Source organism: Streptomyces sp. (genome assembly GCF_031181555.1).
GTDB lineage: Bacteria > Actinomycetota > Actinomycetes > Streptomycetales > Streptomycetaceae > Streptomyces > Streptomyces fimbriatus.
Genome location: NZ_JAPSKQ010000074.1, coordinates 17232 through 30101 on the forward strand (window position 1 = coordinate 17232; position 12870 = coordinate 30101).

The 12870-nt window shown below is 72.0% G+C and carries 8 protein-coding genes and 1 pseudogene; 1 reads left to right on the forward strand and 8 read right to left on the reverse strand.

Annotation, left to right across the window (positions count from 1 at the left end):
- Positions 1–103 precede the first annotated feature (103 nt).
- Positions 104–2239: a hypothetical protein gene (locus tag RIM90_RS16965; protein WP_375165461.1), complete on the forward strand. Its 2136-nt coding sequence runs from the start codon at positions 104–106 to the stop codon at positions 2237–2239.
- Here the strand turns inward: RIM90_RS16965 and RIM90_RS16970 are convergent.
- From RIM90_RS16970 to RIM90_RS17005, 8 genes and pseudogenes are all read right to left on the reverse strand, one after another.
- The gene (locus tag RIM90_RS16970; protein ID WP_309061547.1) at positions 2208–3434 is read right to left on the reverse strand and encodes a glycosyltransferase family 2 protein; all 1227 of its coding nucleotides are present in this window, start codon (positions 3432–3434) and stop codon (positions 2208–2210) included. The two genes, RIM90_RS16965 and RIM90_RS16970, sit on opposite strands and share 32 nt — an antisense overlap.
- A gap of 207 nt (positions 3435–3641) precedes the next feature.
- On the reverse strand, positions 3642–5717 hold the full coding sequence (locus tag RIM90_RS16975; protein ID WP_309061555.1) for a hypothetical protein: 2076 nt from the start codon (positions 5715–5717) through the stop codon (positions 3642–3644).
- Positions 5718–5899: 182 nt separating this feature from the next.
- The gene (locus RIM90_RS16980) at positions 5900–7396 is read right to left on the reverse strand and encodes a bifunctional cytidylyltransferase/SDR family oxidoreductase (protein WP_309061548.1); all 1497 of its coding nucleotides are present in this window, start codon (positions 7394–7396) and stop codon (positions 5900–5902) included.
- Between the two features lie 449 nt (positions 7397–7845).
- Positions 7846–9396 carry an alkaline phosphatase D family protein gene (locus RIM90_RS16985; RefSeq protein WP_309061549.1) on the reverse strand — a complete coding sequence of 517 codons (1551 nt, stop codon included), beginning with the start codon at positions 9394–9396 and terminating at the stop codon, positions 7846–7848.
- 185 nt (positions 9397–9581) lie between these two features.
- Positions 9582–11027 (reverse strand): GTPase ObgE, encoded by a 1446-nt coding sequence (gene obgE / locus RIM90_RS16990; RefSeq protein ID WP_309061550.1) that lies wholly within the window; start codon positions 11025–11027, stop codon positions 9582–9584.
- A gap of 129 nt (positions 11028–11156) precedes the next feature.
- On the reverse strand, positions 11157–11411 hold the full coding sequence (gene rpmA, locus RIM90_RS16995; protein ID WP_004988181.1) for a 50S ribosomal protein L27: 255 nt from the start codon (positions 11409–11411) through the stop codon (positions 11157–11159).
- A 14-nt stretch (positions 11412–11425) separates the two neighbouring features.
- Positions 11426–11746, reverse strand: coding sequence for a 50S ribosomal protein L21 (gene rplU / locus RIM90_RS17000; protein WP_004001309.1), 321 nt, complete (start codon positions 11744–11746; stop codon positions 11426–11428).
- A gap of 366 nt (positions 11747–12112) precedes the next feature.
- Positions 12113–12870 (reverse strand): annotated as a pseudogene (locus RIM90_RS17005) (ribonuclease E/G); the annotation flags it as partial.

Sequence of the window (12870 nt, forward strand, 5' to 3'; positions counted from 1 at the left end):
CATTCCGCGGTCACTCCACACGTCGGGGACACGCGCGTGTCGTCCGGAGGTCGGCGCGCGTTAACCCGGGCGCCCGTCCCCCGACGAACCTGGAGTGACCGCAGTGCCCGCACCCCTGTCCCGCCGGCGGTTCACGGCGAGGATCCACCGACGCCGCTCCTCGCCCCCGCCGCCCAGCCGTCCCGTCCTGGCCAAGGCGCTCGTGACGGCCGCTCTGGCCGCCGCCTTCCTGGCGCAGGCCGTCGCGGCGCTGCGCCCGCACATCCCGCTGCTGCTCGCCGCGACCGCCGTGTCCCTGGCGGCCGAGGGAGCGCTGTACCGGTGGCAGCCCGGCGTGCTGTCGCTGTTCGCCAAGGCGCACGCGGACATCACCGTCCGCCACGTGCTGCGGGACCTGCTGCTGCTGGTGGGCCTGCTGCGGCTCGGGGAACAGGACCGGGAGACGCAGTACGCGCCGCTCGTCGCCGGGCTGCTCGTCTTCTACGCCCTGCACTGCGCGGTCCAGGCGGTGTCCGTGCTGGTGCGCCGCACCCGCACGCTGCCCGTGCTGACCCGGAACATCGACGCCTCCGCGCTGCGCCTGTCCCCCGCCCCGGCCGCGCTGCTGCGCCGCCCCGGCCACCGGCTGCTGGTGTTCGGCCTGCCCGCGACGGCCGGGATGGCGGCGACGGCGGTGACCGACGAGCCCCGGTGCGCGGCGGCCGGTGTCGGGCTGTCGCTGGTGCTGGCGCTGGCGGGGCTGGGCGCGCTGCTGCTGCGGCTGCTGCCCGGCCGGCGCCCGGCGAGCGAGCAGGAGGTGCTCGACTGGTTCGACGCGTGGCTGGCCGACTACCGGCCGACGGTCGGCCTGTACTTCTCCGGCGGCCCCTCCTCCGCCTACCAGGCCAACATGTGGCTGGAACCGCTGGCCAGGCTGGAGGGCCGGCCGGTCGTCGTCCTGCGCGAGCGGTTCATGGTGCCGAGGATCGCGGCGACCGACATCCCGATCGTGTGCCTGCCGAAGGTGTCCACGCTGATGCGGCTCGAGCAGTCCACGCTCCAGGTCCTCATCCACCCGTCGAACTCCGGCAAGACCTCCCAGGTGCTGCGCATCCCCACGATCAAGCACACCTTCGTCAACCACGGCGAGAGCGACAAGCTGTCCTCCTGCAACCCGTACGCGAAGGCGTACGACGAGGTGTGGGTGGCCGGCCCGGCGGCGCGCGAGCGGTACGCGCTGGCCGAGGTCGGGGTCGAGGACAAGGACGTGGTGGAGATCGGCCGCCCGCAACTGGACGCCGTGCGGCCGTACGCGGGCCCGCCGGCCGGGCCGTACGTCACCGTGCTGTACGCGCCGACCTGGGAGGGCTGGGACGGCAACCCGGGCAACACGTCGGTGATCGCGGCCGGCGAGAACCTCGTGCGGGCGCTGCTCGCGGACCCCGGGGTGCGGCTGCTGTACAAACCGCACCCGCTGACCGGCTCGGTGGACCCGCGGGCGGGCGCCGCCGACCGGCGCATCCGTGAGCTGATCCGGGCGGCCGGCCGGGAGCGGTCCGGGCCGCGCCCCGCGCCGCCGGCGGAACTCGGCCGGCTCACCGCGGAGTTGGACCGGCTCACCGCGGCCGCGTTCCGGGCGGGTGCCGACCAGGTCGAGCGGATGCTCGTCCAGAGCGCCCCGGAGCCGGGCCGGGCCGAGGCGGTGGCGCGGACGACGGCGGCCTGGGAGGAGGCGTACTGGGCGTCGCTGCCGGAGGGGGAGCACCAGGTCGTCGAGGGCGTCCGCCCCGCGCTGTACGCCTGCTTCAACGTCGCCGACCTGCTGATCAGCGACGTCTCGAGTGTGATCAGCGACTTCCTGGCGAGCGGGAAGCCCTACGCGGTGGTGAACACCGGCGCCCTGTCCGAGGAGGCGTTCCGCGCGGCGTTCCCGACGGTCGCGGCGGCGGCCGTGCTGACGCCGGACGCGGCCGGGGTACCGGCCCTGCTGGAGTCGGTCCGGCACCCGGAGAAGGACGAACTGGCCGAGGCGCGCGCAGAGTTGAAGCTGCGTCTGCTGGGTCCGGCCGAGCCGGCGTCCCAGGAGCGCTTCGGCGCGGCCGTACGCGCCCTGTGTGCGGCGGCGCTGGAGCACAGGGCGCGTGCGGCACGGCGGCCCGCCGCGGAGCTGCCCGGTCAGCGCCGGGAGGCTCCGGTCGGGGCCGGCCGCGTCCCGGGGCCCGCCCCGCTCACGCCGCCGCGGCCGTCCCGCCCGGCGTGACCCCGCCGGAGGAGGTCAGCATCCGCCGGGCCCTGCGGGCCGCGCGGCGCAGCAGGGAGCCGGCGCCGTCCTCACGGTAGCCGGGGAAGGCGCGGGCCTCGCGGGGGGAGGCGAGGTAGACGGAGTCGGGGATGCCCGCCGCGCGGTCCCGGAAGTGCGGGTAGACGAGGTAGACGCGGCGGCCCCGCCTCTCCAGCAGGGCCGGCGCCTGCTTCTTCGCCCGTACGAACTCCAGGACGTCCGTGAGGAGTTCGAGTCGCTGTTCGGCCACCAGGTGCAGCCGCAGCCGCTCCTCGACCTTCAGCCGCTCGGCCACGCCCCTGGTCCAGTGGACGTCCATCAGCGGCTTCGCCAGCTCCAGTTTGCGCCGCCGGACCTCGTCGCCGTCCTTGAGGAACCGGGGGCCGAACTGCGGCAGCAGCGTGACGGTGAAGGGCCGCACCATGAGCTGGTCGCGCCGGGGCCCCTCGGGGACGAGGTCGGCGATCAGGTTCATCAGGGCGCGGGCGGAGTCGAAGCGCAGGGTGTAACCGCCGCTCTTGGTCACGTGCTTGCCGTCGTCGCGGCCCACCAGGTAGTAGCAGGTGTAATCGGCGATCACGGAGACGCCGTTCGCCCGCAGGTACGCCTCCATGGTGAACAGCGCGTCCTCGCCGGTGAACAGGGACTCGTCGAACCGTATGCCGTGCCGGTCCAGTAAGGCGCGGCGGAACAGCTTCTGCGCGCTGAGCGTGAACTTGATGTTGGAGGAGAAGACGTCGGTGCGCTCCAGCGTCTTCCCCCACATGGACTTCGGCGCACCGCGGTTGACGCCCTCGACCCGGCCCAGGACGACGTCGGTGCCGGCCCGGTCGGCCATGGCGACCATCCGCTCCAGGGCCTCGGGGCCCAGCCGGTCGTCGGCGTCCAGGAAGAAGACGTAGCGCCCGGCGGCCTTGCCCAGGCCCACGTTGCGCGGGCCGCTGGGGCCGCCCGAGTTCTCCTGCCGGATCACGGTGACCGGCATGGGCGCACGGTCCGCGAACTCCTCCAGGCACTCCCCCGTGCCATCGGTCGAGCCGTCGTCGACCGCGATGACCTCGATGCGCTCCGGGTCGATGGTCTGTGCCTCCACGGAGGCGAGGCACTCGACCAGGTACGGCATCGCTTCGTACGCCCCGATGACCACGGTGACATCAGGCTGCGTCACGGCCACGTTTCCCCCTCGCCATGGAATATTTCCCCCTTATCGCCTCATTCGCTACCTGCTAGACGAGTGTTCGGGAGAGATGGTTGCCTCACCCCGCCGCTTTAGTGGTTCACGTCACAAAGCGCCGTTCCGCTTCACCGGATGCGCGAAAGGGCCCGGCCCTCCGAGGAGTTGCTCCTCTGAGGGCCGGGCCCTTTGGGGGGTGCGGGGCGGTCAGCCCGCGGCGATGCCGTCCGTGTCGCCGGTCGTCGACGTGCGCTGGCCGGGCAGCGCGTCCGCCAGTTCCACGTCCGGGCCGCCGACCGTGATCCGGGACTCCTGGCCGAGGTTGCGCGTCTCGGCCTTCAGCGCGAGCTGCGCGACCGCGGTGTTGAACTGGTCGATGGACTTCGGCTCGTCGGGGCCCAGCAGGTAGCGCTTGAGCTCCCGCCGGTCCTCGGCCAGCGGGTCGGCGGCCGGGTTGCGGACCGCGTCGAGCAGCGCGTCCAGTTCGGCCGCGCCGTTGGACAGGATCACCGCGGCACGCACCGCCGTGTTCTGCCGCTTGAACTCCTCCACGCCCAGCTCGGCGGAGTCCGTGACCGCGTACGGCTTGCCGCTGGCGATGAAGTCGGACACCACGCTGGAGATGTCGGAGACCATCGCGTCGGAGACGTTGAAGCAGTCGTACAGACGCGGCTCGGAGCCCGTGATGACGCGGTGCTCCCAGTCGGGGAAGGAGCGCCAGTACGCGGCGTTCCACTCGGCGCGCAGCCGGGCGATCTCCTCGTGCCGGGCCACGTCGATCAGCCCGTCGCGGGTGGCCTCGGCCTCGTCGCCCTTCTCGGTGCCGCCGGACAGCTCGGCCAGCCGGGCCTCGATGCGGGCCAGCTCGGCCCTGGCCTGCGTCTGTGCGGCGGTGTCGACGGTGAAGCGCGCGTCGGCGGCGCGCTCGGCGGCGGCCTTCTCGACCAGCGCGGTGATCCGCTGGTGGGCGGCCTTGGCCTGCGGGCTGCGGGTGCCGGTGAAGGGGTGCGGCTTGTACAGGACACGGACCGCGGGGTCGGCCGTGACCAGTTTCTTCACGATGTTCTCGCCGGCCAGCAGGATCGAGGTGTTGCCGGGGTTGTCGTCCCAGCCCTCCCAGGTGGGGGCGTACAGGATCGTCGGCATGCGGTCGCCGGGCACGCCCTGCCAGGTCCGGATCGGGGCCAGCTGCGGGCGGCCGACCTCCACGATGTCCTCGTCGCGGACGCCGACGTCGGCGATGGCGTAGCGGTCGCGGCCCGCGCGGCCGGCGGTCCACACCTCGTCGTAGACCTTGCTGAACGGGTTGACGCTGGCGAGCTTGTCGCTGTCGCCGTGGCCGATGAAGACGTGCTTCATGGTGGGCACGCGCAGCATGTGGATGTTCTTGCCGACGTTCGCCGCGTACAGCGCGACCCGCACCGTGGACAGGTCCATGTTCATCAGGTGCACCCCTCCGGGCACGCAGATGACGGGGACCGTGGTGGGGGCCAGGTTGTTGAGGATGGCCCGCTCGCGCAGGATGATCAGCGGACGGGTGTCCAGCTGCTCCATGGTCTCCAGCCACATGTTGACCTGGTAGGCGGAGTCCTTGGATCCGGAGAAGTACAGCACGGTCTCCGGGCGGTACTCGCGCAGCCAGTCGTCGACGGCGTCCAGCACCTTCTCGGCGTTCGGCGGGGTCTTCCGGCCGCGCACACAGGGCACCAGGGCGAGGACGTACAGGGTGCTCAGGACCAGCGTGACGCCGATGCCGGCGTAGCCGACGGCGGCCGACTCCAGGGCGGCGCCGGTGAGGATGCCGACGACCGCCGCCAGGTCGAGGTGGAGCATCTTCTCCGCGGCGCGGTGCAGCAGCACGCGCGGCGGGGCGTCCGGGATGCGGATGCGGGAGGCCAGGTCGACGTTGCGGGTGGCGACCGGCATGCGACGGCGGTTGCGGATCATGGTGGTCAGCGCGCCGTGCGGGGCCTGGAGACCGTAGAAGGCGATGAAGCAGGCGATCGCCCCGTAGTAGATCAGGTTGTCCGCGAGGGAGAGGCGGGCCAGCAGCAGGATCAGCAGCAGCTGGCGGATCAGGAAGCGGATCGACAGGCCCGCCCGCACCTTGCTGAGGCGGTTGATCAGATAGCTGCCCTTGCGGTGCAGATAGTGGTCCGCCAGGTACGTCACGGCGGCCGCGGCCGCGAAGGCGGGAATGCTCGGGACGAGCGCGGCCAGCATGAGGCAGGGGAAGCCCAGCATCATGAGGGCCGCCGCGGCCAGTTCGGCCGCGCTGCCCACCCGGGCGACGCGAATAGCGGTGGATATCACGGAGAAACCTGCTCTGGGAGGGGAAGGGCCGGTTTGTGCCTGTGGGTATTTCGGGAGGTACGGATTCAGGCCCCCGCGAAGACCCGTTCACGAACTTCGTTAACGGGAGACCGCAGAGGCCTGAATTGCCGGAGTCTATTTGCTCTCGATTATTACACGCCGTCCTGACGGTCCAGCACCGAGGCCAGCGCCTGCTCGAAGCCGGAGGCCCGCGCCGCGTCCGCGGTCGGGTCCTGCTGGCGCACGTCGATGACGTGACCGGTGAGCTCCGACAGCAGCACGTCCAGCGAGGTGCGGGCCACCGCCTCGGAGGAGAGCAGGCTGCCCGCGGGCTCCTGGCCGAAGGCCTTGGTGCGCATCGGCGTGGCGGTGCGCTCCGGGTTGATGCAGTTGACGCGGACGCCGTCGCCGGCCCACTCGTCGGACAGGGCCTGGGTGAGGTTCACCATCGCGGCCTTGGTCGAGGAGTACAGGCTGTACTCGGCGCGTCCGCGGGTGTAGCTGCTGGAGGTGTACAGCAGCAGCTGCCCCTGGGTCTCGGCCAGGTACTTGTAGGCGGAGCGGGCGATCTGCACGGGGGCCAGGTAGTTGACCTTCAGCGCCTCCTCGATGGTGGCGTTGTCGGTCTCGGCGAGCTTGCCTATGCGCAGCACGCCCGCGGTGTTGACGACGTAGTCGATGCGGCCGGTCTCGGCGTACGCCTTGGACAGCGCGTCGTCGACCTCCTCCGGGTTCTCCACGTGGGTGCCGGTGGTGGAGCGGCCGAGCGCGTAGACGGTGGCGCCGTAGGACTCGGCGAGTTCGGCGATGTCCTTGCCGATGCCGTACGAACCGCCGAAGACGACCAGGGTCTTGCCGGTGAGCAGTTTGCGGTAGGCCTCCTCGCCGTTCTGCTCGGGCGCGGCGGTGGAGGCGAGCTGGAAGAGCTTGTCGGCGATGAAGACGTCGACGGGCTGGGTGACCTTCATGTTGTACTCGTCACCCGCGACGACGTGGATCGGCACGTCCGGCAGGTACTTGAGCACGACCGAGCAGTCGTCCGTGGCCTGGAAGTTCGGGTCGCCCGCGGCGACCTCGTAGGCGCGCCTGATCGTGGACAGCTTGAAGGCCTGCGGGGTCTGGCCGCGGCGCAGCCGGGAGCGGTCCGGGATCTCGGTGATGAACTCGCCGTCCTCGCCGTGGGTGCGCGTGACGATGATGGTGTCCGCGGACGGGATGGCCACGTCGACGGCCTGGTAGCGCTCCAGCGCGGCCACGCAGTCGTCGATGACGCGCTGCGACAGCAGCGGGCGGACGGCGTCGTGGAAGAGGACGTTGAGGTCCTCGCCCTCGGCCAGGCCCTCGCCGAGCGCGGCGATGGCCCGCTCGGTGGTCTCGTTCCGGGTCGAGCCGCCCTCGATGACCTTGGTGACCTTCGTGAACCCGGCCTTGGCGACGATCTTCTCGACGTCGGGCACATAGCCCTGCGCCATCAGCACGATGACCTCGTCGATCGAGTCGGCCTTCTCGAAGGTGGTCAGGGTGTGCTCGATGACTGCCTTGCCGGCGATCTTCAGCAGCTGCTTGGGGATCGACAGACCCACCCGCTGACCGGTACCGCCGGCCAGGATCACTGCGGTGGTACGGGGCTTGGCTATGTGCTGGGACACAGGTGACCTACCTTGGGGCGTCAGGGAACTTCGAAATGGTCCCACTTGTGGTTACCGCAGTGCAAGGTGAGCGACCTCGGCAGCAAATGTGCGCGCAACCTGTCATTCACCTATGACTCCTGGTGCTCGGCAGCGGTTCCCGGGACGCCCTGCGAATTGCTGTGAGTAACTCCACAGGCGTGGGGCGATTGCTGTGCGTGACGCGAGTGCGGCGTGGTGCCGTCGTGGTGCCGGCGAGGGTGGTCACGGACGCGCGGTGGCGGTCTCCGGGGCGCACGGGTCCGGAATACCGCTCCCCGGCAGCCTATTGCCGGGGAATTTCCTATGAAGATTCTGCGGTGTTTCGGTCTCGGCCGGGAGGAGGCGGCCCGGCCGGACGCGCCGAGGACGTCATGGCAGGAGCCCGGGACCGTGGTGGGCCGGTCCCGGGCTCCTGCCGTCAGGGGGTGTCAGGCGAGGTGGACGCCGGGCCGGCCCTCCTCGACCCGCAGCGCGGCCAGCGTGCGCGCCGTGGCCCGCGGCGCGACCACGGTGTCGACGACCCGCACGCGCGCGTCGATGCGGTCGCGGCGGATGTCGAACAGGTGGTAGCCGCGGTGGGCGTCGAGCAGCTTCCAGTGCGGGTTGTCCGCGCGCCGCGGGTCCCACTGCGCGCGGAAGGCGGCCTGGTCCTGGTCGCCGTTGCTGGAGATCGACGTGCCGACGAACTCGGCGCCCACGACCGCGGAACGCGGATCGGCGAAGTCCGCCTTGATGTCGCTGATCATCGTCAGATGACGGTCGCCGGTGAGGACGACGGGGTTGCGCACCCGCCGGAACTCCTTGAGCAGGGCGTTGCGTTCGGCCTGGTAGCCGTCCCAGGCGTCGTAGAACCAGAGCTTGCCGGGGCCGACCTGGAGGTCCGTCTCGGCCATCATGATCTGGGAGGCGATCAGGTTCCAGCGGGCGGGCGAGTGGCGCAGCCCGTCGACCAGCCACCGCTTCTGCGCGGCCCCGAGCATGGTCCGCGACGGGTCCTGGGCGCCTTCCTGGCTGGTGGCCTGGTCGCTGCGGTACTGCCGGGTGTCCAGCACGTTGAGCCGGGCGAGCCGGCCGAACTCCAGCCGGCGGTACATGCGGATGTGCGGTCCGTCCGGCACGGCGGTGGCGCGCACCGGCATGTGCTCGTAGTACGCCTGGTAGGCGGCCGTCAGCCGGTCGACGAACGCGTCGTGCGGCTGCTTGGCGGGGTCCTGCGGGATCTCGCCGGCGAAGTCGTTGTCGACCTCGTGGTCGTCGAAGCTGACCACGAAGGGGGCGTTCGCGTGCATCGCCGCGAGGTCGGGGTCGGAACGGTACTGGGCGTACCGGTTGCGGTACTGGGTCAGGCTGTACGGCTCCCCCGTGCCCTCGTGACGCCGTACACCGGTCGCCGACGGGGTGGACTCGTAGATGTAGTCGCCGACGAACACCACGACGTCCGGGTCCTGCTCCAGCATGTCGGCGTACGGCGTGAAGTAGCCGTGCTGCCAGTTCTGGCAGGAGGCGAGCGCGACGCGGAGCTTCCCGCCGGAGCTGTGCGGGGCGGGCGCGGTCCGGGTGCGGCCGACGCGCGAGAGCTGTCCGCCGGCGCGGAAGCGGAACCAGTACGTGGTGTCCGGCCGCAGCCCGCGCACGTCCACGTGGACGCTGTGCCCGTAGGTGGACCGGGCCAGTGCGGTGCCGCGGCGGACGACCCTTCTGAAGCGGGCGTCGGCGGCGACCTGCCACTCCACCGGCACGGTGCGGCCGGGCATGCCGCCGCCGTTCAGCGGGTCCGGGGCGAGCCGGGTCCACAGCACGACCCCGTCCGGCAGCGGGTCGCCCGAGGCGACGCCGAGGCTGAACACCCCGTCGGGCAGCGGCTTCTCGGCCGCCCGTGCGGTGGCCGGCAGCCACAGCTGGGTGGAGGCCGCGGCGCCGAGCACGGCGGCACCGGCGGTCAGCACGCGGCGGCGGTCGGGCGGAACTGTTCCGGTCATCGGCGGACTCCCCTGCCTCGCAAACCACTTGGACAGGGGGAAGCTCGCCCTCCGGGCGGTCCGCGCACTGAACGCGACGATTCGCGTTCATGACAAGCAGGGAGACAACAGAAAACCCGCCGCGGCACGGGAACGTCCCGTTGCCACGACGGGTCACAGAGGTGAGCGCGGGGCGACGCCCGGGCCTAGAAGGGCTCGAAGTCGTCGAACTCCCGCTCGGTCTCGTCCCGCTCGGCCTGCCGGTCGCGTCGCCGCTGGGCGGCCGGGCGGGGCGCCTCGAACCGGTGGTCCTCGCCACGCCGGCCGAGCATCTCCGCGCCGGCCGTCACGGACGGCTCCCAGTCGAAGACGACCGCGTTGTCCTCGGGCCCGATGGCGACGCCGTCGCCGGATCGGGCACCGGCCTTCATCAACTCGTCCTCGACACCGAGGCGGTTGAGCCGGTCGGCGAGGTAGCCGACGGCCTCGTCGTTGTTGAAGTCCGTCTGGCGGACCCAGCGTTCGGGCTTCTCACCGCGCACGCGGAACAGCGGCTCCCCGCCGGCCTCCTCGCGGGTGACGGTGAAGCCCGCGTCGTCCACGGCCTTGGGCCGGATGACGATCCGCGTCGCCTCCTCCTTCGGCTTGGCGGCCCGCGCCTGCGCCACGAGGTCGGCGAGCGCGTACGACAGCTCCTTCAGTCCGACGTGCGCCACGGCCGACACCTCGAAGACGCGGTAACCGCGCGCCTCCAGGTCGGGCCGCACCATCTCGGCGAGGTCCCTGCCGTCCGGCACGTCGATCTTGTTGAGGACGACGATCCGCGGCCGGTTGTCGAGGCCGCCGTACTGCCGCAGCTCCTCCTCGATGACGTCGAGGTCGGAGACGGGGTCGCGGTCGGACTCCAGCGTGGCGGTGTCCAGCACGTGCACGAGCACGCTGCACCGCTCCACGTGCCGCAGGAACTCCAGCCCGAGCCCCCTGCCCTGGCTGGCACCCGGGATCAGTCCGGGCACGTCGGCGATGGTGTAGACGGTGGACCCGGCGGTGACGACACCGAGGTTCGGCACCAGCGTGGTGAACGGGTAGTCGGCGATCTTGGGCTTGGCGGCGCTGAGCACGGAGATGAGGGACGACTTGCCCGCACTCGGGTACCCCACCAGCGCCACGTCGGCGACGGTCTTCAGCTCCAGGACGACGTCCCGCAGGTCCCCCGGCTCACCGAGCAGCGCGAACCCGGGCGCCTTGCGCCGCGCCGAGGCGAGGGCGGCGTTCCCGAGCCCGCCGCGTCCGCCCTGGGCGGCGACGTACGAGGTCCCGTGTCCGACGAGGTCGGCGAGGACGTTGCCCGCCTTGTCGAGGACGACGGTCCCGTCCGGCACCGGGAGGACGAGGTCCTGCCCGTCCTTGCCGGACCGGTTGCCGCCCTCGCCGGGCTTGCCGTTGGTGGCCTTGCGGTGCGGGGAGTGGTGGTAGTCGAGCAGCGTGGTGACGGACTGGTCGACGGTGAGGATGACGTCGCCGCCGCGTCCGCCGTTCCCGCCGTCGGGCCCGCCGAGCGGCTTGAACTTCTCACGGTGGACGGAGGCACAGCCGTGGCCTCCGCTACCCGCGGCGACGTGCAGCTCGACGCGGTCCACGAAGGTGGTCATGGTGGGTGCCTCCTGGGGGTCCCCCCGGCCGGAGGCCGGAGGAGTACGGATCGGTTGTTGGTCTAACACGCGAAAGGCGGACCCGCCTTCCCGCCGGGGAAGTGAGGTCCGCCTCGCGCAAGCTTCCGATCAGGCGACCGGAACGATGTTCACGACCTTGCGGCCACGGCTGGTGCCGAACTCCACCGCACCGGCCTGCAGCGCGAACAGCGTGTCGTCGCCGCCGCGGCCGACGCCGGCGCCCGGGTGGAAGTGGGTGCCGCGCTGGCGGACGAGGATCTCACCCGCGCTCACGACCTGACCGCCGAAGCGCTTCACGCCGAGCCGCTGGGCGTTCGAGTCGCGGCCGTTCCGGGTGGACGATGCGCCCTTCTTGTGTGCCATCTCTCCTCAGTCCCTTACTTCGCAGCCGTGGGGATCTCAGTGACCTTGATCGCCGTGTACTGCTGGCGGTGGCCCTGACGACGGCGGTAGCCGGTCTTGTTCTTGTAGCGCAGAATGTCGATCTTCTGGCCCTTGTGGTGGTCCACGACCTCGGCCTGGACCTTGATGCCGGCCAGCACCCACGGGTCGCTGGTCACGGAGTCGCCGTCGACGACGAGCAGGGTCGAGAGCTCGACCGTGTCGCCCACCTTGGCGGTGGAAATCTTGTCAACCTCAACGATGTCGCCGACAGCAACCTTGTGCTGGCGACCACCGCTGCGCACGATGGCGTACACGCGGATCTCTCTTTCGCTCGAAGAACGGCACCCCCGCAGGCCAGCCGCCCTGCGCTGAGCGCGGACGACCTCTCCCGGCCGCGGCCCGTGCGGGCCGTTCCCGGGAGGAAGAGGTTTACGGGGATGTGGCGGTCCCGATGGACACGCCGACGGTCAAGGTTACGGTGCGCCCCTCCGGGGGTCAAACCGGGCCTTCGGCGACCGGTGGGCCACAGCCCGGGCGCGTCGGTGCGGGACCGGCGGCAGACCGAGGCCTGGAGCGGCGCCGCGGCCGGCGGCGGGTGCACGACGAAGAGCGCGGGGCCCGGTGTTCCCCGGTGCCCCGCGCTCCCGGCCCCCGCCCGCTCCTCCGGGAGCGGGACCCGGTCAGTCCTCCGTCGCGGCCGTGACCGAGGACGACGGCTGCTGGGCCGCCGCCGCGGTCTTCTTCGACGCCGCCTTCTTCGCGGTCGTCTTCTTCGCCGCCGTCTTGGTGGCGGCCGCCTTGGTGGTCTTCGCCGCCTTCTTGGCCGTCGTCTTCTTGGCGGCGGTCTTCTTGGCCGTGGCCGCCGTCTTCTTCGTGGCGGCCTTCTTCGCCGTGGCCTTCTTGGCCGCCTTGCGGGCGGTCTTCTTGGCCGGAGCCGTCTCCTCGGCGCCCTCCTCGCCGGGTGCCTCCAGCGGCGCCTCGACGGATGCCTGCGCGGGCTCCTCGGCGGGCGCCGGGGCCGACGGGACGACCACGACGGCCGCCTCCTCGGGCGCGGTGGGCGTGGTGGGCTTGCGCACCGCGCGGCGGCGCGGGCGGGCCGGGGGCACGGTCTCGGCGGGAGCCTCGGCCGGGGCGGCCGGGGCCTCCTCCTCGGGCTGCGGTCCGGGCGCCTCCGCGACCGTGGACACGGGCTCGGCCACCGTCACCACCGCGGCCTCCGCTCCCGCCGGCGAACCGGCCGGCGCGGACACCTTGCGGGTCACGCGGCGACGCGTACGGCCCTTGGGCGCGGCCTCCTCGACGGCCGGGGCCTCGGCAGCCGGTGCCTCGGTCGCCGGCCCGGGGACCACCGCGTCCTCGACGGCCGCGGGCTCGGCCAGTGCCTCGGCGGCCGACTCCGGCTGCACCGGACGCGCGGCCTCCTGCTCCGCCGTGA